Origin of the sequence: Rhizobium lusitanum (assembly GCF_014189535.1) — a bacterium.
Taxonomy (GTDB): domain Bacteria; phylum Pseudomonadota; class Alphaproteobacteria; order Rhizobiales; family Rhizobiaceae; genus Rhizobium; species Rhizobium lusitanum_C.
Map to the genome: position 1 here is coordinate 564,900 of NZ_CP050307.1, position 24,719 is coordinate 589,618.

Sequence of the window (24,719 nt, forward strand, 5' to 3'; positions counted from 1 at the left end):
ATCTAATGCACAACCTATCCTCATCCGCACTGCTACCGGTCGAGCGGTGCGGATGAGGCATACGGCTGATTGCAGCTTTCGTGCGCAAAGTTATACTCCGCGCATGTTCGATTTGCTGATTGCCCATTGGGGCCAATTCCTTGCCGTCCTGTCCATCGCCATGGGAGCGGCCGCCGCCATTCATGCGGCCATGACCAAGGAGGATGTTCGCGCCGCGATCGGCTGGGTCGGTGTCATCATCCTGTCGCCCGTCGTCGGGGCACTGCTCTATGCCGTTGCCGGCATCAACCGCATCCGCCGGGCATCGCTGATCTCGCAACGCAGCGTTCTTTTCCAGAAAGATGCCGCGGGCGAACTCGCCAGTTTCGACGCGCAGGGCGACATCGTGCGCCGGACCTTTGGCGAACGCTTTGGATCCATGAAGACGCTTGGCGACCGCGTGTCGCGCTATCCGATGAGCACCGGCAACACCATCGAGTTGCTGGAAAGCGGCGATGCCGCCTATGCGGCGATGAAAGCGGCCATCGACGGCGCCGAGCGCAGCATCCTGCTGGAGACCTATATTTTCGATCGTGATCCCATCGGCCTGCGCATCGCTGACGCTCTGATCGCGGCCGTCAAGCGTGGTGTCAGCGTGCGCGTACTGATCGATGCCGTCGGCGCCCGCTATTCGGTCCCGAGCATCATGGGCTATCTCACTAAGGGCGGCGTTGAGGTGTACGTCTTCAACGGCAACGTCATCATCGGCCTCCGATTGCCCTATGCAAACCTGCGCACCCACCGCAAGATCCTGGTCGTCGACGGCCGCATCGCGCTTACCGGCGGCATGAATATCCGCCAGGGTTTCACCCGGGAATTTGCCGCCGATCATTGCGCTCATGACACGCATTTCAGCATCACAGGCCCAGCTGTGGCCGATCTTTTCAACACCGCCGCCGAAGACTGGCGTTTTGTGACCGGCGAAGCGCTGAGCGGCGACCATTGGCGGATTGCGACGCCCGCGAGCGAGCCCGGTGCGCCGGTCTTCATGCGCGTCATCGTCTCCGGACCTGACCGTAGCCTCGAGACGAACCACAAGATGCTCATCGGCGCGCTGTCGATCGCCCGCACCTCCATCCGTATTATGTCGCCCTATTTTCTTCCGGATCGCGAGCTGATCAGCGCCCTGGTGACGGCGGCAAGACGCGGCGTCGAGGTGGATATCGTCGTACCGGCCGCCAATAATCTCGTGCTGGTCGATCGCGCCATGACGGCGCAGTTTGACCAGATGCTGAAGGACTATTGCCGCATCTGGCGCGCCACCGGCCCCTTCGACCATTCGAAGCTGATGGCGGTCGACGGCACTTGGGCCTATGTTGGCTCATCCAATCTCGATCCGCGCTCCCTGCGGCTGAACTTCGAGGTCGATCTGGAAGTCATGGATCAAGGCTTTGGCGGCGCGATCCACACGCATATCGGCACGATCCTGAAAACGGCGACGCCGGTTGAACTAGCCAAGCTGAGGGCACGCCCCTTCGTCGTCCGGCTGATCGAAAAGATTCTGTGGCTCGGTTCGCCTTATCTTTGAACAAAATGACGCAGTCCGTCTTTCCTTGTAGTGAGCCTTTTCACATGACAAGGCCGGCAATCGGTTCATATACTCCCAAAGAGGCGGCTCGGGAGGCTTTGAGAACGGAAACGGCCAACGGACAGATGCGAAAAAACAACGAAAATCTCCGTACAAGCATTTTCGAATCCCTGAAGAACCGAAAGAAGTCGCGGGTAAAGCAGGCTGGCGATCGCACGCGTCCGGAGGGCACGTTGATTGCCTCCTACAATGTCCACAAATGCGTCGGCGCCGACCGCCGCTTCGATCCAGAACGGATCAGCCGGGTCATTCATGAAATCGACGCCGATGTCATCGGCCTGCAGGAGGCCGACACCCGCTTCGGCGAGCGCACCGGCCTGCTCGATTTGCGCCGACTGGAGCGCGAGACCGGGCTTATTCCCGTGCCGGTGGCGGGCGCCAGCAAGGCGCATGGCTGGCACGGCAATGTCGTGCTGTTCAAGCAGGGCACGGTGCGTGACGTGCACCAGATCAATCTGCCGGGGCTGGAGCCGCGCGGGGCGCTGCTGGCCGAAATCGAGTTGGCCCGAGGCGGGACGCTTAGGATCATCGCCGCCCATCTCGGGCTGCTGCTTCGATCGCGCGCCCAACAGGCGCGCCTGATCGTCGAGCTGATGAGTAGGGATAACGACACGCCAACCATTCTGCTTGGCGATCTCAACGAATGGCGGCTCGGCGATCGCTCGTCGCTCAATACCTTTCAGGCCGCCTTCGGCCCGTTGCCGCCGGCCGTGCCGAGCTTCCCCTCCACTCTGCCGTTGCTGGCGCTGGACCGCATCATGGCCAACCGAAGTGGCCTGATCTCGACCGTCGAGGTGCATGATTCACCTCTGGCGCGCGTCGCCTCCGATCACCTGCCGATCAAGGCCGTGGTCAGCCTGGAGACATTGCGTGCGGAAACCGAGGGGCATGCCGCAACGGCTTGAAACGGGAAGTCCCGCGCAATCATCTGGGTGCGGGCAGGCTAACACGTTGCGCGCTATGCACTTCCCATTCATGATGGTCTCGAATCCTCATCCGACAATGCGGACTGCTGATGCGTATCTTTCTCGTTCGACACGGCGAATCCCTTGGCAACATCAGTGATCAGGCCTATCGGCAGTTCGGTGATCATAATGTTCCGCTGACGCAATGGGGCTATCGCCAGGCGCTGGAGGCAGGGCGGGTGATCGCGTCCTATCTGCAGGGATTGCCGGCTACTGAATTGCGGAAACAGAGCATCTGGTATTCGCCCTACTTAAGGACGCAACAGAGCAAGGATGCCCTGCTTCAAGCCTTGCCGAACGCATTGGTCGAGGATGTTCGAGAGGATTACCTGTTGCGGGAACAGGATTTCGGCCTCTTTACCGAAATCTACGATCATGCCGAACAGAAACGGAAGTTTCCCGAGGAGTTCGAAAAGTGGGCGAGACTGCGGAATAATAGCGGGAAGTTCTACGCACGGCCGCCGGATGGCGAGAGCAGGGCCGATGTGGCGCAGCGGGTCCGTCTGTTCCTTCAGACGGTCATGCACGACGCGAAGAATGGCAAGAGTAACGTCATCATCGTCGGCCACGGCGTTACCAACAGGGCGTTCGAAATGAATTTCCTGCACCACTCCGTCGATTGGTTCGAGCGCTCGGACAATCCGGGAAATGCTGATGTCACCCTGATCGAGGGAAGTCTTGAGGAAGGTTACACGTCAATCCTGCTTCATAAGGCGGTTGATCGAATAGTCGGACAGACCGAATTGCGCGAAGCCTATGGTTCCGAGCTGACAGTGGCCCCGAAGGCGGGGCAATAGATCTATCCACCTCAATCCCTCAGTCGGTATTGCTTGAGCGCCTCGCGGCATTCCGCATCCCCATATTTCAGGCGCGGACGATACGGATAGTTGATGACGAGCGAAAGCCCATCTTATAGGTTCCGCTTCGACGAGACCGATAAGGGAGGAACCCCATGCTGAAGACCCTGTTGATAACCGGAGCCGCCGGAGGCGTCGGTCAAGCGCTGAGACCGCTTCTTTCTCAGATCGCCGAGACCATCGTGCTCTCCGACATTGTCGCGGTCGATGATTTGCGCTCGAACGAGCGTTTCGTCGCCTGCGATCTTGCCGACCGTGCCGGCGTCGATGCGCTGCTCCAAGGCGTCGACGGCATCATCCATCTCGGCGGTGTCTCCACCGAGAAAGGCTTCGATCTCATCCTGCAGGGTAATATTATCGGGCTTTACAATCTCTATGAGGCTGCGCGGCATGCCGGCAAGCCACGCATCATCTTTGCCAGTTCCAACCATACGATCGGCTACTACCGCCGCGACGAGCGCATCGATAGCACCGTGCCGACGCGTCCGGATTCGCTCTACGGCGTCTCCAAAGTCTATGGCGAAGCGGTGGCGAGCCTCTATTTCGATAAGTTTGGGCAGGAGACGCTGTCGGTGCGTATCGGCTCGTGCTTTCCCGAGCCGCGCAATTCGCGCATGCTGGCGACGTGGTTCAGCGTTCGCGATTTTCTGTCGCTCTGCGGCCGCGCCTTCGAGACACCCCGCCTCGGGCACACGATCGTCTACGGCGCCTCCAACAATGACGAGCAGTGGTGGGACAACCGTAACGCCGCATTCCTCGGCTGGAAGCCGCAGGACAGTGCCGCGGCCTGGCGCGAGCAGATATCGGCAAACACCGCTCCGGAAGACCCGACCGATCCAGCCGTCATCTATCAGGGCGGCGGCTTTGCGGCAGCGGGACACCCGGAGGATTGAGGGGCTAGAAAACCTCAATCAACGTTGCGGAACAATTTCCAGCGTGTCGGTTTGAAGGCGATGCGATTTCGGTCGAGCGCATCGGCCTTGTCCGGTGAGAGCTCGATTTCGATGGTCTCGTGCTGGGCGCCGATATTCATCTCGATGTGCCGAGTGCCGGCAACGCGGCGGCTGGAGGTCAATAGACCGGCGATACAGCCGCCGTCGCCCTCATGAAGCTCGATATCGTGAGGGCGGAAATAGAGATAGGCCTCGCCATCGGGCTCGTGCGGCGTGCTCAAGCCCAGCGGACGTTCCTCAAACCAGATCTCGCCATTGGTGACGCGTACTTTCACGCGGTTGGACTGGCCGATGAAGCCGTAGACGAAGGGTGAATTCGGCGTGTCGTAGATCTCGTCCGGCGTGCCCACCTGCTCGATCGCGCCCTTGTTGAGCACGACGACGCGGTCGGCCAGTTCCAGCGCCTCTTCCTGGTCATGGGTCACGAAAACGGTGGTGTGGCCGGTGCGGTCGTGGATCTCTCGCAGCCATTTGCGCAGATCCTTGCGCACCTGCGCGTCCAGCGCGCCGAAAGGTTCGTCCAGAAGCAGCACGTTCGGTTCGACCGCCATGGCGCGGGCAAGCGCGACACGCTGCCGCTGGCCACCGGATAACTGCGCAGGATAGCGCTTCTCAAGGCCGTTGAGCTGCACCAGTTCCAGCAGTTCGACGGCGCGGCGATTGATTTCGGCGCGGGGAGGGCGGCGCGATGCCGAACGGACCTTCAGGCCGAAGGCGATATTGTCCAGCACCGTCATATGGCGAAACAGCGCATAGTGCTGAAATACGAAGCCGATATTGCGCTGCTGCACGGTCTTTCTCGAAGCATCTTCATCGCCGAAGAAGATCTGGCCTTCGGTCGGCGATTCCAGTCCGGCAATCAAGCGCAAAAGCGTCGTCTTGCCGGAACCGGAAGGACCGAGCAGCGCGATCAGTTCGCTGGATCGGATATCCAGTGAGACATCATGCAGCGCCGGGAAACGACCGAATTCCTTGCGGAGGTTTTGAACGCGAACTTCCATTAACAATTCCCTCAGTGACGCCGGCTGCCTGCGATCTCATCGCTATAGCGCAATTCGAGCAGCGTCTTCAGTATAAGTGTGACAAGGGCGAGCAGGGCGAGAAGCGTGGCTACCGCGAAGGCCCCCGAGAAATTATATTCATTATAGAGAATTTCGACCTGCAACGGCATGGTGTTGGTCTCGCCGCGGATATGGCCGGAAACGACCGACACGGCGCCGAACTCACCCATGGCGCGAGCGTTGCAGAGCAGAACGCCGTAAAGCAGCCCCCATTTGATGTTGGGCAGCGTCACATGCCAGAAGGTCTGCCAGCCATTGGCTCCAAGCGACAGGGCCGCCTCTTCGTCGGCATTTCCCTGCTCCTGCATCAGCGGGATCAATTCGCGGGCAACAAAGGGGAAGGTGACGAACATCGTCGCCAGGACCAGGGCTGGAACTGCGAACAGGATCTGGATGCCGTGGCTCTGCAGCCAGGGGCCGAGCGTGCTGTTCGCGCTGAACAGCAGCACGAAGACCAGGCCCGAGATAACCGGCGACACCGAGAACGGCAGGTCGATCAACGTTGTCAGGAACGCCTTGCCCTTGAATTCGAACTTGGCGATTGCCCAGGCGGCGGCGACACCGCAGACGAGATTGAGCGGCACGCTGATGCCGGCAACGATCAAGGACAGCCGGATGGCGGCGAAAGTCTCTTCATCCACCAGGGAGCTGAAGAACTGTTCGACACCCTTGCGAAAGGCTTCGACGAAGACGGCGGCCAGCGGCATCATCACCATCAGCGTCAGGAAGGCGAGGGTGATCGCTATGAAAATCCAGCGGGCAAACCGGCTCTCGGTGATGACCGAATGAACCGCATCGGCTGAGGAGGCGGAGGCATCATGCACCATAGCCGTATCTCCTTCTGCTCCAGGATTGAATGAGGTTGATGATCAGCAACATGATGAAAGAGATGATCAGCATCATCGTCGCGATCGCCGTGGCTGCGGCGTAATTATACTCCTCGAGCTTGATGACGATGAGCAATGGCGCGATCTCGGAAACATAGGGTCGGTTGCCGGCAATGAAGATCACCGAGCCGTATTCGCCGGCCGCACGCGCGAACGCGAGCGCAAAGCCGGTGAGGGCCGCCGGCGCCAGGCCGGGCAGCAGAACGCGGGTGATCGTCTGGAAACGGCTTGCGCCAAGTGTTGCCGCGGCCTCTTCGACCTCGCGGTCGATCTCCTCCATGACCGGCTGTGCCGTACGCACCACGAAGGGCAGGCCAACGAAGATCAGCGCGATGACGATGCCGATGGGTGTGAAGGCGATCTTGATGCCGAGCGGAGCCAAGAACTGTCCGATCCAGCCGTTCGGCGCATAAAGCGTCGTCAGCGCGATACCGGCAACCGCGGTCGGCAGTGCGAAGGGCAGATCGACCATGGCGTCGATGATACGCTTGCCGGGAAAGCGGTAGCGCACCAGCACCCAAGCCATGATCAGCCCGAAGACGGCATTGACGATCGCCGCGATGAAGGCGCCGCCAAAGCTCATGCGCAAGGCATTCAGCGTGCGCTGATCAAGCGCGATCGACCAGAATTGAGACCAGCCGAGAGAACTGCTCTTCCACAGCAATCCCGAGAGCGGGATGAGAACGATCAGGATGAGCCAGGTCAAGGTAACGCCGAGCGCCAATCCGAATCCCGGAATGACACTCGGCTGCCGAAACCGCCACCGTTTGCGGGTTATTGCATGCATTCAGAATTATTGTCCCGGCTTGTAAATCTGGTCGAAGACGCCGCCATCGGCGAAGAACTTCGGCTGAGCTTGAGACCATCCACCGAAATCGTCAATGGTTGCAAGCTTCAATGCGGGGAATCGGGCAATATCCTTGGGATCGGCCGCTTCCGGCTTGATCGGCCGGTAGTAATGCTTGGCGGCGATCTTCTGTCCCTCGTCGGAATAGAGGTAGTTGAGGTAAGCCTCGGCCTCCTTGCGGGTGCCCTTGGCATCGACATTGCCATCAACGACAGCAACCGGCGGGTCTGCGCGGATCGAAACGGTAGGTGTCACGATCTCGAACTTATCCGGGCCGAGCTCTTCGAGCGACAGATAGGCCTCGTTTTCCCAGGCAAGCAGAACGTCGCCGAGGCCACGCTGGACGAAGGTCGTGGTCGCGCCGCGAGCGCCTGTGTCGAGCACTGGCACATGCTTCAGAAGCTGACCGACATATTCCTGCGCCTTGGCGTCATCGCCACCGTTTGCCTGCTTGGCCCATGCCCATGCCGCGAGGATATTCCAACGAGCACCGCCCGAGGTCTTCGGGTTCGGCGTGATGACTTCGACGCCGTCCTTGACCAGATCAGACCAGTCCTTGATGCCCTTGGGATTGCCCTTGCGCACCAGGAAGACGATCGTCGACGTGTAGGGAACGCTGTTGTTCGGGAACTTGGTCTTCCAGTCGGCCGGGATCTTTTTTGTGGCCTTGGCGATGGCGTCGATGTCGCCCTCGAGCGCCAGCGTCACGACATCGGCATCAAGGCCATCGATGACCGAGCGGGCCTGCGCGCCCGAGCCGCCATGCGACGCCTTGATATTGATGGTTTCACCCGTATCCTTCTTCCACTTCGCGGCGAAGGCTGCGTTGAAGTCCTTGTACAGTTCGCGGGTCGGATCGTAGGAAACATTGAGAAGCGTCTTGTCCGCGGCCCATGTCGGCGCCACGGCGCCTGCCAGCGAGAAACTGCCAATGAGAACTGCGGTGGCGAGAAGCCGGGAAAGCTTTATCGTCTGCATGGGTGACCTCCTTCGTTGTTACTAAACCCTATCAACTTGGTCGTATAAAGTAACGAAGATTGTTCCCGCGTAGCGCGCATACATAGAACGGAATCCCATATAATCAAGGAATGTGAAATCACATTCCTGCGCTTTGGCTACAGCTGGCAGTTAGTATCCTATCAAATCGAGTCAGACATGAAAACCGAGTAGAGTTCATCGGCGGTTTTTGCCCGTCGCATCGCCGTCAGCACGCCTTCGGCTCTCAGCCGCCTGGCGATGGCGGCGAGTACGTTCAGATATTCGCTGCGGCCGTTTTCACCAAAGAGCAGAACGAAGGCCAGGTCCGTTGGAACATCGTCGATCGCCTGAAAGTCGACGGGCTGGCCGAAACGAACCATCAATCCGCGCGGTCGTGTCATTCCGGCGATCGCCGCATGCGGAACGGCGATGCCGTTGCCGATCCCGGTCGTTCCCAGATTTTCCCGTCCTTCCAATGCCTGGAGGACTGTGGCTTCATCCAGGCCAAGGCAATGGGCAGCTTTTGACGAAAGAAGCTGCAGTGCCCGCCACTTCGTCGGCGCCGAAAGGCCGACGAAGACATGTTCGGGCAGGATGATGGTGGAAAGGTCCATGGTCACTCTCGGGCTCGGGCATCGATAATTCGGACATGACTTGGCCTCGTCGGTTTTTGCGACGAGGCGCTGTTTAGCACGCAGCCAGGGGATCACGGCTTCATTCCGGCTCGCGCAAGCGGTAGCCGACGCCTGTCTCCGTGGTGATATATTGCGGTTGATCCGGAATCTGTTCGATCTTCTGCCGGAGCTGGCGGACATAGACGCGTAGATATTGCACGTCTGCCGCCGGTCCCCAGACCTGCTTCAACAGGAATTGATGCGTCAGCACCTTGCCCGCATGCTGCGCCAGCACCCGCAGGATGTCGTATTCCTTCGGCGAGAGCTTTACCTCCTTGCCGTCGACCTTGACGATGCGCTTGACGAGATCAAGCGACAGGCCGCCGGTCTGGAAGATCGCCTTTTCGCCCTGCTGCTGCAGGCGGTGGCGCAGAGCGACGCGGATGCGCGCGGCGAGCTCATTCACGCCGAAAGGCTTGGTGACGTAGTCGTCAGCACCGCTTTCCAACGCCTTGACGATGCCGGCTTCGTCGGTTCGGCTCGAGAGAATGACGACGGGTATCTCCAATCCGTCCTCGCGCCATTCCTGCAGCAGGTCATGGCCGGGCTTGTCGGGCAGGCCGAGGTCGAGAATGATCAGGTCGGGCCGATCTTCCTGTACCGACAGCTTTGCCGCTGCTGCATTGGGGGCTTCGTTCACCAGATAGCCCTGGGCGCTCAAGCCAACACGCAGCAATTTGCGGATCGGCGGCTCGTCATCGACAACGAGTATCTTGACGGCGGTCGTGTTCATTTCAATTCATCCAGCTTGGGGAGGTCTGTTGGTTTCGGCAGGCGAATGGTGAAAACCGCACCCTGACGGTCCGTGCGGTTGCCGGCGGTAATCGTACCGGCCATGGCCTCGATGAAGCCACGGCAGATGGAAAGCCCGAGGCCGGTGCCGGCGCGCACCTGATCGCCCTTGCGTACGCGATAGAAGGTGTTGAAGACCCGTTCGAGATCGGCGGGTGGAATGCCGAGGCCTTCGTCCATAATCCGGAAGACGACATTGTCGACATCGGCCCACGCCTCCAGGCGAATGGTGGACTCTTCGGGCGCATATTTGGCGGCATTGTCGAGCAGGTTGAACAGCACCTGCTCGAACAGCACGGGATCGACCTTCACCATCGGCAGATCGGCCGGCATTTGTGTCTCGACGCGATGCCGGGCGAGGATCTTCGCGCCGCGCCGGAGCGCACTGCCGACGATATCGCCGCCATAGTGCAGGGCATAATTCGGCTCCATCGCGCCGGACTCGATCTTGGTCATGTCGAGCAGATTGGCGATGAAGCGGTTCAGCCGCTCGGATTCGTCGACCACCGTCGACAGCAGATCGACGCGATCCTCATGCGACATGGTTTCCAGATAATCGCGCAAGGTGCCGGCGGCTCCGAGGATGGCGGCAAGAGGTGTTTTCAGGTCATGCGAGATCGACGTCAGCAAGGCCGAACGCAGCCGGTCGGCCTCGACGGCCAGCTTGGCGCGGTCGACATCGGCAACAAGCTGCACGCGCTCGATGGCAAGGGCGGCCTGATCGGCGAGCGCATCGAGAAGCCGCTGCTGCTCCGGCGTCAGAAGCGGCCCGTCGCGACGGTCGCTGTCGAGGCCGATGACACCGACGGCGGTACGGCCAGTGCGTAGCGGTACATAGAGACGCTTGGCGCCCGGCAGCGTATCGGCGCCACGGCCGGCGGCGTGATTGTGCTCCCAGGCCCAGCGCGCGGCGGCGATATCGGCATCGTCGAGCGTATCATCCGGTGGATAGCCGGCCTTGACCGCGATGGTACCGTCCTCCGGTAGCAGCAGCACCACGCGCACCTTCAGCATCGATGCGAGCTGAAAGGCCGTCGCCCAAAGCACGTCATCAAGCGTGCCGGTGCCGGCAAGCTTCTTCGAGAAAAGATAAAGATCTTCCGTCGTTCGCGCCCGCTGTCGCGCCGATGCCGCCTGCCGCTGCACGGTTGCGGTCAGATTGCTGGCGATGATGGCGACGCCGAGGAAGAAGAAGAAGGCAAGCACGCTTTCAGGATCGCTGATCGTCAGCGTATAGCGCGGCGGCAGGAAGAAGAAGTTGAAGCAGAGCGCGCCCAGCAGGCAAGAGTAAAGCGCTGGTCGCAAGCCTTGGGTGACGGCGGTGGCCAGCACCGCCATCAGGAATACCAGCGCCAGGTTTCGGACATCGAGTACTTGGTCGAGAATGACGCAGAAGCCGAGCGCAACGGCGACATAGAATGTCGCCAGGATATAGCCACGAAGCTGGAACGGGGTCGGTGCAGGCGCCGACTTCACGCCGCGGCTCGCCGTCGACGCCTCGGCGTCAGTGCCGGAGATAACGTGAACGCTGATGTCGCCAGCCTTGCGGATCAGTTCATAGGAGACAGAAGCTCGGGACCAATCCCGCCAGGTGCCGACCTTTGGCGACCCGATGACGATATGGGTGACATTGTTGCTGGCGGAATGCCGGAGCAGCTCTTCGGCGACTTCGCGGCCGGGAATGGTGATGGCCTCGCCACCGAGCTGCTCGGCAAGCCGCAGCGTCGCGGCGATGGTGTCGCGCTGCGCCTCGGTCAGGCTGATCGACCGGTTGGTCTCGACATAGACGGCGGCCCAGGGCGCGCGCAGGCGCGAGGCCATACGGGCCGCATAGCGCACCAGCGAAGCGGAACGCGGATGATGATCGATGGAGACCAGCACGCGTTCACTGGCCGCCCAGGGGCCGGGGATCGCGTGCGCCTGCATATGTGTCAGAAGCTGATCGTCGACCCGCTGTGCCGTGCGCCTCAGCGCCAACTCGCGCAGCGCCGTCAGGTTGCCGGGTGTGAAGTAATTGGTCAGCGCCCGCTCGGCGGTCCTCGATGTGTAGACCTTGCCGTCATGCAGGCGCTTGATCAGGTCATCGGGTGTCAGATCGATGATCTCGACATCGTCGGCCAGATCGATGATCGAATCCGGCACGGTTTCGCGGACACGCACGCGGGTGATCTGCGACACGACATCGTTCAGGCTTTCGACATGCTGGATGTTCAGCGTCGTATAGACGTCGATGCCGCGATCGAGCAGCTCCTTGACGTCGAGATAGCGCTTCGGATGGCGGCTGCCATGGGCATTGGAGTGGGCGAGTTCGTCAACCAGCACGAGGCCGGGACGGCGTGTGAGAATGGCATCAAGGTCCATCTCGTCGAGCGCGCGGCCCTTGTAGTCGACGTTGACGCGGGGAATGATCTCGTAGCCTTCGAGCAAGGCCTGCGTCTCGCGCCGTCCGTGGGTCTCGACCACGCCGACGACGACGTCGACACCGTCGGCGATCTTGGCCTTACCGGAGAGCAGCATTTCGTAGGTCTTGCCGACGCCGGGTGCGGCGCCCAGAAATATCTTCAGACGGCCACGCGTTTCCTGCCGAGCCTTCTCCAGAAGCGCGTCGGGAGAGGGCCTGTTCAACGTGTCGCGGCTATCATCTGGCATTGAATGGTCTTTCTCGACGGGCGATGGTCGAGGCGGTGATGGCCGCCTCAACCTCTTGGTCTTATTGAGTCATAGAAGCATCCAACGCCTGGTTCAATGCCAGGACGTTGACGACGGGCTCGCCGAGAACACCGAGCTCGCGGGGCTCGACAGCGGCGTCGACGACCGCGCGGAGCTTGGTCTCATCCAGTCCGCGCGCCTTGGCGACGCGCGGGATCTGGAAATAGGCGTCATCAGGCGAGATATGCGGATCGAGACCGCTGCCCGATGTGGTGACCAGATCGATCGGAACCGGCGCATTCGGATTCTCCGCCTGCAAGGTTGCGACATCGCCCTTGATACGGGTCATCAGGCTCGAACTGGTCGGACCGAGATTGGAGCCCATGGAGTTGGACGCGTTGTAGGGGGCGGCAACTGTTTTGGTTGCGTCATTCGGGTCTGTGCCGGTTGTCGCCGACAGGCGGCCGTGGAAGTAGCGGTCGGTGGTGAAGCTCTGGCCGATGAGGCTGGAGCCGATGACCTTGCCGTCCTTCTCCACCAGGCTGCCGTTTGCCTGATGCGGGAAGAGCGCCTGGGCAATCCCTGTCATGGCAAGCGGATAGGCAAGGCCGGTGACGGCGGTGGTGGCCACGATCATGACGATGGCCGGTCTGATTAGTTTCAGCATGGGAAAGACTCCTTAGACCAGGCCAATGGCGGTGATCGCCATGTCGATGGCCTTGATGCCGATGAAGGGCACGATGATGCCGCCTAGGCCGTAGATCAACAGATTGCGGCTGAGCAGGGCGCCGGCGCCGATCGGGCGATAGCGAACGCCCTTCAGCGATAGCGGGATCAGGGCAATGATGATCAACGCGTTGAAGATGATGGCCGAGAGGATGGCGCTCTGCGGTGTTGCCAGCCCCATGACGTTCAGCATCTTCAGCTGCGGATAGAAGGCGATGAACATCGCCGGGATGATGGCGAAATACTTGGCGATGTCGTTGGCGATCGAGAAGGTGGTGAGCGCGCCGCGGGTCATCAGCAACTGCTTGCCGATCTCGACGATCTCGATGAGCTTCGTCGGGTCGCTGTCGAGGTCGACCATGTTGCCGGCCTCGCGGGCGGCCACCGTGCCGGTGTTCATGGCGACGCCAACGTCTGCCTGGGCAAGCGCCGGGGCGTCGTTGGTGCCGTCACCGCACATGGCGACGAGCTTGCCCTTGGCTTGCTCCTCGCGCATCAGCGCCAGTTTCATTTCCGGCGTTGCCTGGGCGAGGAAATCGTCCACGCCGGCTTCGGCGGCAATGGCGGCTGCCGTCAGCGGGTTGTCGCCGGTGATCATCACGGTGCGGATGCCCATGCGGCGCAGTTCGGCGAAACGTTCGCGGATACCACCCTTGACGATGTCCTTGAGCTGGATGACGCCGAGAAGGCGGCCGTCGCGGGCGACCGCAAGCGGCGTCCCGCCGGCCTTGGAGATATCATCCGCAATCGCCTGCAACTCGCGGACGGTCTCGCTGCTGGTGCGCGAAATCACCGTCGCGCCGGCGCCGGAGGTAGCAGTGGCGCTGCCGCTGACATAGGCCAATACAGCGTCCACCGCACCCTTGCGGATGGAAGAGCCTTCGACATCGACGCCGCTCATGCGGGTCTGGGCGGTGAAGGGCACGAAGGTGGCCTTCAGGCTGGCCATGTCGCGACCACGGATCGCGTACTTTTCCTTGGCGAGGACCACGATGGAGCGTCCCTCAGGCGTTTCGTCGGCAAGCGAAGCGAGCTGTGCCGCATCGGCCAGATCCTGCTCCGTCACGCCCTTGACCGGGCGGAAGGAGGTGGCCTGGCGGTTGCCGAGGGTGATCGTGCCGGTCTTGTCGAGCAGCAGCGTGTCGACGTCGCCGGCAGCTTCGACGGCGCGACCGGACATGGCGAGCACGTTGAAGCGCACCAGGCGGTCCATGCCGGCAATGCCGATGGCGGAGAGGAGCGCGCCGATGGTGGTCGGGATCAGCGTCACGAACAGAGCGACAAGTACGACGGTGGGGATCGAGCCGCCGGCATAGGCAGCAAAGCTCGGGATTGTCACCGTGGCCAGCACGAAGATCAGCGTCATGCCTGCGAGCAGGATGTTGAGCGCGATCTCGTTCGGCGTTTTCTGACGTTCAGCACCTTCGACGAGTGCGATCATGCGGTCGATAAAGGTCGAGCCGGCAGCCGCCGTGATGCGAACGCGGATTTCATCGGAGAGCACCTGCGTGCCGCCAGTGACGGCGGAACGGTCGCCGCCGGATTCGCGGATGACGGGTGCCGATTCACCGGTGATCGCGGCTTCGTTGACCGAGGCCACGCCTTCGATGACTTCGCCATCGGAAGGGATGATGTCGCCGGCTTCGACCAGCACGACATCGCCGACCTTGAGGCTGGTGCCGGGCACCATCTTGTAGTCGGTGCGGCTGTTGCCGGAGAGAAGCTTGGCCTGGGTCTCGGTGCGCGACTTGCGCAGCGACTCGGCCTGCGCCTTGCCGCGGCCTTCGGCGACGGCTTCAGCGAAGTTGGCGAACAGCACGGTGAACCAAAGCCAGATGTTGATCTGGAGAGAGAAGGCGAGATTGCCGCCACCAGTCAGAAGATCGCGCAGGAAGAGCACGGTGGTCAGCATCGAGACGACGGCAACCACGAACATGACGGGGTTCTTGGCAAGCGTCCGTGGGTTCAGCTTTTGGAAAGCGCCGCCCACGGCCGGAAGGAGAATGCGAGAATCCAAAATACTCGCGGATTTTAACTGGCTCATAAGAGACTCCAGCGTGAAGAGGGAAACGGAGACCGGGATTGCCCGGTCAGCCAAGTAAGAAGCCGAAGACGACAAGGCCGAGGAACAGCGTGACCATCGCCACCAGAATGACATCGGAAGCACAGGCCGTTCGGGCCGGGCCACGCCCCCTGTCTAAGGGGCGTGGATCGATGAGCTTTCGAAGCTTGAGCATGAGTGGCTGCGTCATTGCGGTTGTTCCTCAGAAGGCCTGGCCGGAGATCATCGCCAGATGCTCAACGATGGGGCCGAGCGCGAGCGCCGGGAAGAAGGTCAAACCGCCGACGATCAGGATCGTGCCGACCAGCAGGCCGACGAACAGCGGACCATCCGTCGGGAAGGTGCCGGCAGAGGCCGGAACCGTCTTCTTGGCGATCAGCGAGCCGGCAATGGCAAGCGCCGGTATGATGACCAGGAACCGACCGATCAGCATGACGACACCAAGTGTGATGTTGTACCAGGTCGTGTTGGCGGAGAGACCGGCGAAGGCCGAGCCGTTATTGGCCGCCGCTGAGCTGTAGGCGTAGAGGATCTCCGAGAAGCCGTGCGGACCGGGGTTGCCGATCGAAGCGACGGCGCTGGGCAGGACGACGGAGATCGCCGTGAAGATCAGCATACCGGCCGGCAGGCAAAGTACGGCGAGCATTGCCATCTTCACTTCCTTGGCCTCGATCTTCTTGCCGAGATATTCCGGTGTGCGCCCGACCATCAGGCCGGCGACGAAGATGGCGATGATGACGAACATCAGGATGCCATAGAAACCGGCGCCGACACCGCCGACGATGACTTCGCCGAGCTGCAGGTTGATCAGGGGGATCATGCCGCCGATCGCCGTAAAGCTGCCGAGCATGCCGTTGACCGCGCCGCAGGAGGCCGCCGTGGTGATGACCGCGAAGAGCGATGACATGGTGATGCCGAAACGAACTTCCTTGCCTTCCATATTGCCGCCCTGGACGCCGAGCGCATGAACCAGCGGATTGCCGGCGGCTTCAGCCCAATAGGTGACGATGACGCCGGCGATGAACAGCGTGCCCATGGCCGCGAGGATGGCCCAGCCCTGACGCTGGTTGCCGACCATGCGTCCGAAGACGTTGGTGAGCGACGCGCCGATGGCGAAGATTGCCAGCATCTGGATCAGGTTGGAGATCGCATCCGGATTTTCGAAGGGATGGGCGGAGTTGGCGTTGAAAAAGCCACCGCCATTGGTGCCAAGCATCTTGATTGCAAGCTGCGAGGCAACCGGGCCGACGGCAATCGTCTGCTGCGCGCCCTCGAGGGTCGCGGCGTTGACATAGGGGCCGAGCGTCTGCGGCACGCCGAGATAGACGAAGACCAGCGTCATGACGATGCAGGCAGGGAGCAGAATATAGAGCGTCGCCCGGGTCAGATCGACCCAGAAGTTGCCGATGGCCTTGCCGGAGGCGCGCGAAAAGGCGCGGATCAGTGCAATGGCAAGCGCGACGCCGGTTGCGGCGGAGGCGAAGTTCTGGACGGTGAAGCCGGCCATCTGCACGAGATAGGACATCGTGCTTTCGCCGCCGTAGTTCTGCCAGTTGGTGTTGGTCACGAAGCTTGCGGCGTTGTTGAACGAAAGCTCAGGGCCGATCGAACTCATGCCCGCCGGGTTGTAAGGCAGGCTCGCCTGGAACCGCTGCAGGACATAAAGCACGAAGAAGCCGGCAAGGCTGAACAGCAGCATGGAGATCGCATAGGTCGTCCAGTGCTGCTCCTCGCGCTCATCCGTTCCAGCGATGCGATAAAGCCCCCGTTCCAGCGGACCGAGGACGTAGGAGAGAAGTGTGCGCTCGCCCGTGAAGACACGCGTCATGTAACCGCCGAGCGGTTTGACGAGCACAAGGAGGATCCCGATATAGATCAGAATCTGAAGCCATCCATTAAAGGTCATGGGGGTAACTTTCCCTATCTGGCGCTAGAATTAAAAGCGCTCAGGGCGAATGAGGGCGTAGATCAGGTAAGCGGTGAGAAAGAGCGTCACGCCGCCGCCGAGAATATAATCCAGGAGCATTGGTGTCTCTCCGATCAGAGGCTGTCGCAGGCTTTGGTATAAGCGATGCACAGAATGAAAAATAACGCGCCGATCCCGATAAGAAGAATGTCCATCATCGATCGTTGATCCTTGACTGTTCTTGTTGAACACCGAAATGGACCGAAGGCACCTTCAAAGAAGGCGCCTTTTGTTTCTTCCCGGTATGGAGATCATCCTTTAGATGTCTCTAATGTCAATATGCAACCAAACCGCATTAAGGTTCGAGACGGCGGGAAGGGAAAAGATATAAAAATCTTATAAATGCCGGCCGCCGTCTGGGCTCTATCCATGGCTGCTTTCCTGCAGGCGACATCGTCATCCAGATTTAGCCATTCGAATCAGATCAGTGCGCCGGATCGACAATAACGAGACGGAAAATTGATGACGCCGAATGAGAGCGACCGGAGCCTTATCGAAGCGATGAGACGGTACTTTGCGGTGAAAGCCGATGTGCGCGAATTGAAAGCGCGCCTGGAAACGGCAAGGCATGAGGCTGGCGCGGATATCGAGACCTTTTACAATCCACGTACCAACCCCAACTACGCGATCGATATCCTGCGATCGCATGTGTTGAAAAAGGAAATGGTCTCCCTGATGAGCCAAGCGGAAGCCTGGGCGAAGGAAACAGACACTGGCGCGGATGCGATCCAGAATTTTGACTTGATCCAAGACGCCGACATTGCGCACGCCGAGTAACTCACAGTCGGCGAGGCCGCAGCAGCAGCCACGCGCAGAAGATTAATCCATTAGGCTCGAAATCTTCCCTGTTCGTCGACGGCCTTGTTAAATCAGGAATGCTGATATAAATGAAGGTAGTTGATGGGGCACTCGGGAAACGATGAAGCGCGGCTTTCTAACAATCTATGCCGGTGAGAACGCTGCGGCGTTGCGGGCGCTTTCCGTGCCCGCGCGCGTGGACATGCTCAGGTTGCTATGCTCCAAGGGGCCGCTGAATGTGAATGAAATTGCGCGGGCTTTGGACCTGCCGCAGTCGACGGTTGCGACCGGAATCATGATCCTGGAAGAGGCCGGGCTGGTTGAAACCAAGGCAGCCAAAGCCCGCAAGGGATACCAGAAGATCTGCTCCGCGCTTTACGATGAGATCCTTGTCAGCTTCGAGGACGCCGCCCCGAAGCACGATGAAGATGTGATCGAGGTGGCGATGCCGATCGGGCTCTATACGAGCTGCGAGACCCATGCGCCCTGTGGTCTCTGCTCGACCGAGGGCGTGATCGGCCTGCTCGACGTTCCCGACTATTTCCTTGACCCTCAGCGCATGCAGGCCGGTTTGCTCTGGTTTGGGCGGGGTCATGTGGAGTATAAATTTCCCAACAACGCCAAGATTTTGAACAAGAGCGTCAATGCCATCGAGTTCTCGATGGAGCTCTCCTCCGAGGTCCCCGGTACCAATCCCGACTGGCCGTCCGACATCACCATCTGGGTCAACGGCGTTGCCGTCGGCACATGGATGTCGCCGGGGGACTATGGCGACAAGCGCGGTGCCTTCACGCCGGGCTGGTGGAAACTCGAGGGCTCCCAATACGGTAAGCTCAAGACTTGGCGGATCTCGAAAAAGGGTACATTCATCGACGGCGTTGCCGCGTCGGATGTCACCATCGATGACCTGGCCATCAGCCAGCATTCCTCGATCCGGCTCAGGATTGGCATCGCCGAGGATGCGCGCCACACGGGTGGCGTGAACATATTCGGCCGCGGCTTCGGCAATTACGGTCGCGATATCCTGATGCGGATTGATCTCTCGTAAGTTCAAATCACAAATTGTGATATATAGCCGGCATTCCTATGGAATGGCTGTCTCTGGTCATTTTCACATAATTCATTGAAATTGCTATTTTTTGTCTAAATTTTCCGCAGTGCAAGATGATTTTTTAGCTTGGGCGGCGCATAAATTGGCGTTGACGGCTTGCCAAAAGTGTATCAGCATCTAGGTATAAGAACGAAATATCTGATACATATACGGGAGGATAGCAGTGAAGGCGCAAGTGGTCATCCATCGCGATTTCCGGATTGCCGATATCGACGATCGGCTCTACAGCTCGTTTCTGGAGCATCTGGGCAGGGCGATTTACGGGGGCATCTATGAGCCCGGCCATCCGACTGCGGATGCGGACGGGTTTCGCCAGGACGTTATCGAACTGGTCCGCGAGTTGAATTCGCCCTACTGCCGCTATCCCGGCGGTAATTTCGTATCCGCCTACAATTGGGAAGACGGTGTCGGCCCCCGTTCGGAGCGCCCCGTGCGGCTCGATCTCGCCTGGCGTACCCGCGAGAGCAATCAGATCGGCGTCAACGAGTTCGTCGATTGGTGCAAGAAGGCCAACACCAAGCCGATGCTGGCCGTCAACCTGGGTTCGCGCGGTCTTGATGACGCACGCAACTTCCTTGAATATTGCAATCATCCAAGCGGCACCTATTGGTCGGACCTGCGCCGCAAGCATGGCTGGGCCGATCCCCATGGCGTGAAGCTGTGGTGCCTCGGCAACGAGATGGACGGTCCGTGGCAGGTTGGTCACAAGTCGGCTTACGAATATGGCCGGCTGGCCGACGAGACGGCCAAGGCCATGCGCGGTTTCGACAAGTCGCTGGAGCTGGTCGTCTGCGGTTCCTCCAATTCGGAAATGAAGACCTATCCCGATTGGGAAGCGCAGGTTTTGGAGCAATGCTACGACAGCGCGGACCATATCTCGCTGCACATGTATTTCGCCAATCGTGAGAAGAACACGCTGAATTATCTCGCCAAGGCGGAAAAGCTCGACCGCTATATCGGCACGATCGGTGGTGTGATCGACTATATCAAGGCAAAGAAGCGCTCGAAGAAGACGATCGGCATTTCCTTCGACGAGTGGAACGTCTGGTATCATTCAAACCAGCAGGACAAGGACATCCTTGCGCGCGACGAGTGGCCGGATGCGCCGCACCTTCTCGAAGACGTTTATAATTTCGAGGACGTTCTTCAAGTCGGCGGCATTCTGAACACGTTCATCCGGCGGTCGGATCGGGTCCGCATCGCCTGCATCGCCCAGCTCGTGAATGTCATTGCGCCGATCATGACGGAGGATGGCGGTCCCGCCTGGCGGCAGACCATCTATTATCCGCTCTATTTCGCCTCGAAGTACGGACGCGGTTTCGCGCTGCGGCTGGTCACCGACGGCCCGACCTATGACAGCGATGAGGCGGACGACGTGCCCTATCTCGATGTCTCGGCCGTTCATGATGCCACGGGGAATACGGTCACCCTGTTTACCGTGAACCGCCATCTGGACTCGTCACTCGACCTCGATACCCGGCTGGAAGGGTTCCCCGGTGCGCGCGTCATCGAGCAGTACGAGATGGTTCACGAGAAGCTTGAAGCGGTCAATACGGCGTCCCGGCCCAATGCGGTCGTTCCCGCCAAAACGGGTGACGCCAAGATCGAGGATGGCCGGCTTCGCGCTACGCTGAAGCCACTGTCCTATAACGTGATCCGGCTGTCGGTATGACAGCCGGTTGCCGGGACGCGGTAAACGCGTCCCGGTCTGCAATGACGTCCGGCATGTCGCGAGGAGGCGATACATGTCGGTACGGTGGTCTGTTGCGAGCCGGTTTGGACATGAGGTGTTCAAGGTCCGTCTAACGCAGGGAGTTTGAAAGTCACGGCATGCCTCACCTTGTTTGGCCTGCCGTCCGATGGATAACTAGGGAGGAGATCATGCAGAAGTGGAAGAAGCTTGCTTTCGGTGTCGCGCTGGCCACGTTCGGCCTGGTCGGGGCAGCCACGGCACAGGAATATACGACCTTGCCACGCAAGGAGACGCTGATCGTCGAGAACCCGGAGGGGACGATCAAGAATCCCGGCTGGTTCAATATCTGGGTCAATGGCGGCGGCGGTGTTTCGACCGGCCTGCAGCAATTGACGATGGATACGCTTTGGTACATCGACCCGGAACAGGGGCTCGGTGGTTCGGCCTGGGACAATTCGCTCGCCGCCGACAAGCCGCAATATAATGACGACTTCACCCAGATGACGGTCAAGCTGCGCAAGGGGCTCTATTGGAGCGACGGCGTCGAGTTCACCGCCGATGACGTGGTCTATACGGTCAAGACCCAGATAGATCATCCGGGTATGAACTGGAGCGCTGCCTTTTCCGTGCAGGTCGCCAGCGTCGAGGCAACGGACCCCTATACCGTCGTCTTCAAGCTCAAAAAGCCGAATTCGCGGTTCCATGCCATCTTCACCGTGCGGTGGAACGGCGCCTGGATCATGCCGAAACATGTCTTCGAAAAAGTTGCCGATCCGGTTCGTTACGATTTCGCCAATCCGGTGTCGCTCGGCGCTTATAAGCTGAAAACCTTTGATCCGCAGGGCAAGTGGTACACTTGGGAAAAGCGCGACGACTGGCAGCGCACCTCGCTGGCCCGCCTAGGCGAGCCGGGGCCGAAATATGTCACTTACGTCGATCCAGGCCCGCCGGATAAACGCACGATCGCCCAGCTGGAGCACAATCTCGATATCATTCACGATAACACGCCCGAGGGCATGTTTACGCTGAAGGATAAATCCAAGACCGTTGAAAGCTGGTTCCCGGGCTTCCCCTTCGCCCATCCAGATCCGACGCTGCCGGCGGTAATCTTCAACACGCAGGATCCGCTGTTTAGTAACGCCGATGTCCGCTGGGCGCTGGCGCTGCTCATCGATATCAAGGCAGTCGACATGGCGAGCTATCGCGGTACCGCCACGCTTTCGGCGCTTGGCGTTCCGCCGACGGCGATTGCCATGAAGGATTATCAGGCGCCGTTGCAGGATTGGCTCAAGGACTTTGAAGTCGATACCGGCAAGCGCAAGATCAAGCCCTATGATCCGACGATCGGCCAGCAGGTCGCCGACATGCTGCGCAAGCAGCCGAAATACAAGGATCAGATTCCGACCGATCCGGCGGCCATCAGTACGGCCTTCGGCTATGGCTGGTGGAAACCCGATCCACAGGCAGCCACCGAACTTCTGGAAAAGGCCGGCTTCAAGAAGGTCGGTGGCAAATGGATGACGCCGGATGGTCAGCCCTTCAAGATCCGCCTGACGGTGGAAGGCGATACGCGCTCGGTCTTCACCCGTGCGGGCACTCTGATTGCCCAGCAATGGGCAGCCTTCGGCATCGACTCTAAGGCTGCTCCGTCCTCTGCCGTCTGGCAGGGGCTGGCTACAGGCGATTTCCAATGCGCGATTGCATGGAGCGTCGAAACATGGGGTGGCGATCCGGACCTGTCGTTTTTCCTCGAGAGCTGGCATTCGGATTTCGTTGCCAAGAAGGGCGAGAACCAGTCGGCCCGCAACTGGCAGCGTTGGTCCAATCCGGAACTCGACAAGATCATCGAGAGCATCCGTCGGGTGAGTGCTGACGATCCGAAGGGCATCGAGCTTGGCAAGGACTATCTGAAGCTTGTCGCTCGCGAAATGCCGACCATTCCGCTGATGTCCTACAACGTCTTCACGTCGATGGATACCACCTACTGGAAAGGCTACCCGACGATCGCCGACCCTTATACCGATCCGGTTCCCAATTGGGCGAATTCCCGGCTGATGATGGTCAAGCTGAAGCCGGCGCAGCCATAAATCCTCCCAACCCTGACGCGGCTTCTGTCGCGTCAGGCACCTGTCGCCGGACATTAAGCGAGTCCGGCGACCCTTTTTGAAGAGTGATGAAGCGCAAGCAGCAAGGAAAACGACGGCATGGCGTCCTATCCCATTTTCGTATTGAAACGATTTGGCCAGTTCCTGCTCGTTGTCTTTCTCGGCATCTCCGCGACCTTCTTCATCACGCATATGACGCCGATCGATCCCGTCGAGCAGAGTATCGGCGCGATCCAGCAGATGGGGCAGTCCGATCCCCGCGCCGTCGACCTCATGCGCCAGTCGCTTCGCGAGCTCTACGGCATGGAGGGCTCGCTCTGGCAGCAATATGTGCATTTCTGGACGCGTCTTGCGACTGGCGATCTCGGACCGTCTCTCTCCGCCTTTCCGACACCGGTCTCGACCATCATTCTGCGGTCGCTTCCATGGACCATCGGCCTGATGACGGTTGCGACGCTGTTCACCTTCATCCTGGGCAACACGATCGGCGCGCTTGCCGGCTACTATCGCAAGAGCATGGTGCTGAAAGCTGTCAGCCTCGTCTTCATCGCGATGCAGCCGATCCCCTATTACATTCTCGCCTTCGTGCTGATCATCCTGTTCGGCTATCTCTGGCCGATCCTGCCGATCAACGGCGGCTACGAGATGAACACCAATCTGCAACTATCCTTCTCGCTGGTGCTCGACATCCTCAGGCATTCCATCCTGCCGGCGCTGTCGCTGATCCTCGTCGGCACGGGCGGCTGGTTGATCGGCATGCGGGCGCTGGTCTCCAACATCATCACGGAGGACTATGTGACCTTCGCCGAACTTGGCGGCGTGCCGAAGAACCGCATTCTACGATCCTACATAGCGCGCAACGCCATGGTGCCGCAGTTCACCGGGCTCGCCATGTCGCTGGGAGCGGTCTTCAACGGTACGATCATCACGGAGATCGTCTTCGGCTATCCCGGCATCGGCAACCTGCTGATTTCGGCGGTGCATGCCGGCGATTACAGCCTCGTGCTGGGGCTGAGCGCACTGTCCATCACCGGCGTCGCCGCCGCCGTGTTCATCATCGATATTCTGGGTCCGCTGATCGACCCGCGCATCAGGGTGGAGTAGGCCATGTTCACGATCGTTCGCGACCTCGCTCGCCAGAATGCGGAGTTCCTTTGCGGCCTGCTGCTGTTCGCAGTGATCGTCGCGCTTATAGTCCTATCCTATTTTTCGCCCTACGGTCCCTCGGACATCTATGTCCTGCCGCCTGATATGCCGCCTGACGGCGATTACTGGCTCGGCACGACCTCGCGTGGCCAGGATGTCTTCTGGCAGCTCACAACCGCTCTCAGGAACACGCTTTATTTCGGCATCGGCGTGGCGTTCTTGTCGCGCATCATCTCACTGGTGGTCGGTCTCGTCGCGGGTTACCTCGGCGGTGTGGTCGACCGGGTGCTGATGGCGATCAACGACAGCATCATGGTCATTCCGCAGTTCCCGCTGTTGATCCTGTTCTACTTCGTGCTCAAGGACGGAATGACCTGGACCGTGCTCATCGTGGTGATGGCCTCGCTCGGCTGGTCCTACGATGCGCGCCTGATCCGCTCGGTGGCGATCAGCCTCAAGAGCCGGCCGTTCACGACCCAGAGCGTCTATTCCGGCATGAGCATGTACAAGATCCTCGTTCAGGAACATCTGCCCTATGTCCTGCCGATCGTCTTCGCCACGACGATGAACAACATGATCTGGTCGATCGGCATGGAAATCACGCTGTCGGTGCTCGGTTTCACGGATATCGAAACCCCGACCATGGGCATGATGATCTACTGGGCGAATGCCCATTCGGCGCTGATCGCTGGGGTATGGTGGTGGGTCGCGGCACCGGTCGCAGCCATCGTCGTGCTGTTCACGGCGCTCTTCCTGCTGTCGATGTCGATGAACGAATACAACGATCCGCGCAGTCGACTGAACCGGATGGGGGGCTAAGTC

The 24,719-nt window shown here is 60.1% G+C and carries 22 protein-coding genes; 10 read left to right on the forward strand and 12 right to left on the reverse strand.

Annotation, left to right across the window (positions count from 1 at the left end):
• The first annotated feature begins 103 nt into the window (after window positions 1–103).
• The 4 genes from HB780_RS05645 to HB780_RS05660 all read left to right on the forward strand — a co-directional run bounded on the left by HB780_RS05645 (window position 104) and on the right by HB780_RS05660 (window position 4,342).
• Window positions 104–1,567, forward strand: a complete 1,464-nt coding sequence (locus HB780_RS05645) for a phospholipase D-like domain-containing protein (RefSeq protein ID WP_183689062.1) — start codon at window positions 104–106, stop codon at window positions 1,565–1,567.
• Window positions 1,568–1,692: 125 nt separating this feature from the next.
• Window positions 1,693–2,532 carry an endonuclease/exonuclease/phosphatase family protein gene (locus tag HB780_RS05650; RefSeq protein ID WP_183689063.1) on the forward strand — a complete coding sequence of 280 codons (840 nt, stop codon included), beginning with the start codon at window positions 1,693–1,695 and terminating at the stop codon, window positions 2,530–2,532.
• A 110-nt stretch (window positions 2,533–2,642) separates the two neighbouring features.
• A complete protein-coding gene (locus tag HB780_RS05655; RefSeq protein WP_183689064.1) occupies window positions 2,643–3,389 on the forward strand; it encodes a histidine phosphatase family protein in 747 nt (248 codons plus the stop codon).
• Between the two features lie 155 nt (window positions 3,390–3,544).
• A complete protein-coding gene (locus HB780_RS05660) occupies window positions 3,545–4,342 on the forward strand; it encodes an NAD-dependent epimerase/dehydratase family protein (protein WP_183689065.1) in 798 nt (265 codons plus the stop codon).
• Window positions 4,343–4,356: 14 nt separating this feature from the next.
• Here the strand turns inward: HB780_RS05660 and HB780_RS05665 are convergent, their stop codons facing one another.
• The 12 genes from HB780_RS05665 to kdpF all read right to left on the reverse strand — a co-directional run bounded on the left by HB780_RS05665 (window position 4,357) and on the right by kdpF (window position 17,104).
• Entirely contained in the window at window positions 4,357–5,403 is a 1,047-nt protein-coding gene (locus HB780_RS05665) for a sulfate/molybdate ABC transporter ATP-binding protein (protein WP_183689066.1), read from the reverse strand.
• Between the two features lie 11 nt (window positions 5,404–5,414).
• On the reverse strand, window positions 5,415–6,290 hold the full coding sequence (cysW, locus tag HB780_RS05670) for a sulfate ABC transporter permease subunit CysW (protein WP_183689067.1): 876 nt from the start codon (window positions 6,288–6,290) through the stop codon (window positions 5,415–5,417).
• Window positions 6,280–7,137 (reverse strand): sulfate ABC transporter permease subunit CysT, encoded by an 858-nt coding sequence (cysT, locus tag HB780_RS05675; RefSeq protein ID WP_183689068.1) that lies wholly within the window; start codon window positions 7,135–7,137, stop codon window positions 6,280–6,282. Before cysT ends, cysW begins: the two co-directional genes overlap by 11 nt.
• 6 nt (window positions 7,138–7,143) lie before the next feature.
• The gene (locus HB780_RS05680; RefSeq protein ID WP_183689069.1) at window positions 7,144–8,175 is read right to left on the reverse strand and encodes a sulfate ABC transporter substrate-binding protein; all 1,032 of its coding nucleotides are present in this window, start codon (window positions 8,173–8,175) and stop codon (window positions 7,144–7,146) included.
• A 161-nt stretch (window positions 8,176–8,336) separates the two neighbouring features.
• Window positions 8,337–8,789 carry a PTS sugar transporter subunit IIA gene (locus HB780_RS05685; RefSeq protein WP_183689070.1) on the reverse strand — a complete coding sequence of 151 codons (453 nt, stop codon included), beginning with the start codon at window positions 8,787–8,789 and terminating at the stop codon, window positions 8,337–8,339.
• A 100-nt stretch (window positions 8,790–8,889) separates the two neighbouring features.
• Window positions 8,890–9,582, reverse strand: a complete 693-nt coding sequence (locus HB780_RS05690; RefSeq protein ID WP_183689071.1) for a response regulator transcription factor — start codon at window positions 9,580–9,582, stop codon at window positions 8,890–8,892.
• Window positions 9,579–12,290, reverse strand: coding sequence for a sensor histidine kinase (locus tag HB780_RS05695; protein WP_183689072.1), 2,712 nt, complete (start codon window positions 12,288–12,290; stop codon window positions 9,579–9,581). Before HB780_RS05695 ends, HB780_RS05690 begins: the two co-directional genes overlap by 4 nt.
• Before the next feature lie 61 nt (window positions 12,291–12,351).
• Window positions 12,352–12,957 carry a K(+)-transporting ATPase subunit C gene (locus HB780_RS05700; protein ID WP_183689073.1) on the reverse strand — a complete coding sequence of 202 codons (606 nt, stop codon included), beginning with the start codon at window positions 12,955–12,957 and terminating at the stop codon, window positions 12,352–12,354.
• 12 nt (window positions 12,958–12,969) lie between these two features.
• Complete coding sequence (gene kdpB, locus HB780_RS05705) at window positions 12,970–15,060, reverse strand: potassium-transporting ATPase subunit KdpB (protein WP_183689074.1); 2,091 nt, start codon at window positions 15,058–15,060, stop codon at window positions 12,970–12,972.
• A 46-nt stretch (window positions 15,061–15,106) separates the two neighbouring features.
• A complete protein-coding gene (locus HB780_RS05710) occupies window positions 15,107–15,268 on the reverse strand; it encodes a hypothetical protein (protein WP_183689075.1) in 162 nt (53 codons plus the stop codon).
• A gap of 12 nt (window positions 15,269–15,280) precedes the next feature.
• Window positions 15,281–16,984: a potassium-transporting ATPase subunit KdpA gene (kdpA, locus tag HB780_RS05715; RefSeq protein WP_183689076.1), complete on the reverse strand. Its 1,704-nt coding sequence runs from the start codon at window positions 16,982–16,984 to the stop codon at window positions 15,281–15,283.
• 30 nt (window positions 16,985–17,014) lie between these two features.
• Window positions 17,015–17,104, reverse strand: a complete 90-nt coding sequence (kdpF, locus tag HB780_RS05720) for a K(+)-transporting ATPase subunit F (protein WP_034509905.1) — start codon at window positions 17,102–17,104, stop codon at window positions 17,015–17,017.
• Window positions 17,105–17,563: 459 nt separating this feature from the next.
• Here kdpF and HB780_RS05725 point away from each other — a divergent pair, with 459 nt between their 5' ends.
• From HB780_RS05725 to HB780_RS05750, 6 genes are all read left to right on the forward strand, one after another.
• The gene (locus HB780_RS05725; RefSeq protein WP_286202976.1) at window positions 17,564–17,821 is read left to right on the forward strand and encodes a hypothetical protein; all 258 of its coding nucleotides are present in this window, start codon (window positions 17,564–17,566) and stop codon (window positions 17,819–17,821) included.
• A 142-nt stretch (window positions 17,822–17,963) separates the two neighbouring features.
• Window positions 17,964–18,890 (forward strand): ArsR/SmtB family transcription factor, encoded by a 927-nt coding sequence (locus HB780_RS05730; RefSeq protein ID WP_183689078.1) that lies wholly within the window; start codon window positions 17,964–17,966, stop codon window positions 18,888–18,890.
• 226 nt (window positions 18,891–19,116) lie between these two features.
• Window positions 19,117–20,625 carry an arabinosylfuranosidase ArfA gene (locus HB780_RS05735; protein ID WP_183689079.1) on the forward strand — a complete coding sequence of 503 codons (1,509 nt, stop codon included), beginning with the start codon at window positions 19,117–19,119 and terminating at the stop codon, window positions 20,623–20,625.
• 209 nt (window positions 20,626–20,834) lie between these two features.
• Complete coding sequence (locus tag HB780_RS05740) at window positions 20,835–22,733, forward strand: ABC transporter substrate-binding protein (protein ID WP_183689080.1); 1,899 nt, start codon at window positions 20,835–20,837, stop codon at window positions 22,731–22,733.
• A 117-nt stretch (window positions 22,734–22,850) separates the two neighbouring features.
• Window positions 22,851–23,855 (forward strand): ABC transporter permease, encoded by a 1,005-nt coding sequence (locus HB780_RS05745; RefSeq protein WP_183689081.1) that lies wholly within the window; start codon window positions 22,851–22,853, stop codon window positions 23,853–23,855.
• 3 nt (window positions 23,856–23,858) lie between these two features.
• Window positions 23,859–24,716, forward strand: coding sequence for an ABC transporter permease (locus HB780_RS05750; RefSeq protein ID WP_183689082.1), 858 nt, complete (start codon window positions 23,859–23,861; stop codon window positions 24,714–24,716).
• Window positions 24,717–24,719 lie beyond the last annotated feature (3 nt).

Bases quoted from the DNA above. Each gene is read 5' to 3' on its own strand.
- HB780_RS05645 (WP_183689062.1), top strand. From the start codon at position 104: ATGTTCGATTTGCTGATTGCCCATTGGGGCCAATTCCTTGCCGTCCTG.
- HB780_RS05650 (WP_183689063.1), top strand. From the start codon at position 1,693: ATGCGAAAAAACAACGAAAATCTCCGTACAAGCATTTTCGAATCCCTG.
- HB780_RS05655 (WP_183689064.1), top strand. From the start codon at position 2,643: ATGCGTATCTTTCTCGTTCGACACGGCGAATCCCTTGGCAACATCAGT.
- HB780_RS05660 (WP_183689065.1), top strand. From the start codon at position 3,545: ATGCTGAAGACCCTGTTGATAACCGGAGCCGCCGGAGGCGTCGGTCAA.
- HB780_RS05665 (WP_183689066.1), bottom strand. From the start codon at position 5,403: ATGGAAGTTCGCGTTCAAAACCTCCGCAAGGAATTCGGTCGTTTCCCG.
- cysW (WP_183689067.1), bottom strand. From the start codon at position 6,290: ATGGTGCATGATGCCTCCGCCTCCTCAGCCGATGCGGTTCATTCGGTC.
- cysT (WP_183689068.1), bottom strand. From the start codon at position 7,137: ATGCATGCAATAACCCGCAAACGGTGGCGGTTTCGGCAGCCGAGTGTC.
- HB780_RS05680 (WP_183689069.1), bottom strand. From the start codon at position 8,175: ATGCAGACGATAAAGCTTTCCCGGCTTCTCGCCACCGCAGTTCTCATT.
- HB780_RS05685 (WP_183689070.1), bottom strand. From the start codon at position 8,789: ATGGACCTTTCCACCATCATCCTGCCCGAACATGTCTTCGTCGGCCTT.
- HB780_RS05690 (WP_183689071.1), bottom strand. From the start codon at position 9,582: ATGAACACGACCGCCGTCAAGATACTCGTTGTCGATGACGAGCCGCCG.
- HB780_RS05695 (WP_183689072.1), bottom strand. From the start codon at position 12,290: ATGCCAGATGATAGCCGCGACACGTTGAACAGGCCCTCTCCCGACGCG.
- HB780_RS05700 (WP_183689073.1), bottom strand. From the start codon at position 12,957: ATGCTGAAACTAATCAGACCGGCCATCGTCATGATCGTGGCCACCACC.
- kdpB (WP_183689074.1), bottom strand. From the start codon at position 15,060: ATGAGCCAGTTAAAATCCGCGAGTATTTTGGATTCTCGCATTCTCCTT.
- HB780_RS05710 (WP_183689075.1), bottom strand. From the start codon at position 15,268: ATGACGCAGCCACTCATGCTCAAGCTTCGAAAGCTCATCGATCCACGC.
- kdpA (WP_183689076.1), bottom strand. From the start codon at position 16,984: ATGACCTTTAATGGATGGCTTCAGATTCTGATCTATATCGGGATCCTC.
- kdpF (WP_034509905.1), bottom strand. From the start codon at position 17,104: ATGCTCCTGGATTATATTCTCGGCGGCGGCGTGACGCTCTTTCTCACC.
- HB780_RS05730 (WP_183689078.1), top strand. From the start codon at position 17,964: ATGAAGCGCGGCTTTCTAACAATCTATGCCGGTGAGAACGCTGCGGCG.
- HB780_RS05740 (WP_183689080.1), top strand. From the start codon at position 20,835: ATGCAGAAGTGGAAGAAGCTTGCTTTCGGTGTCGCGCTGGCCACGTTC.
- HB780_RS05745 (WP_183689081.1), top strand. From the start codon at position 22,851: ATGGCGTCCTATCCCATTTTCGTATTGAAACGATTTGGCCAGTTCCTG.
- HB780_RS05750 (WP_183689082.1), top strand. From the start codon at position 23,859: ATGTTCACGATCGTTCGCGACCTCGCTCGCCAGAATGCGGAGTTCCTT.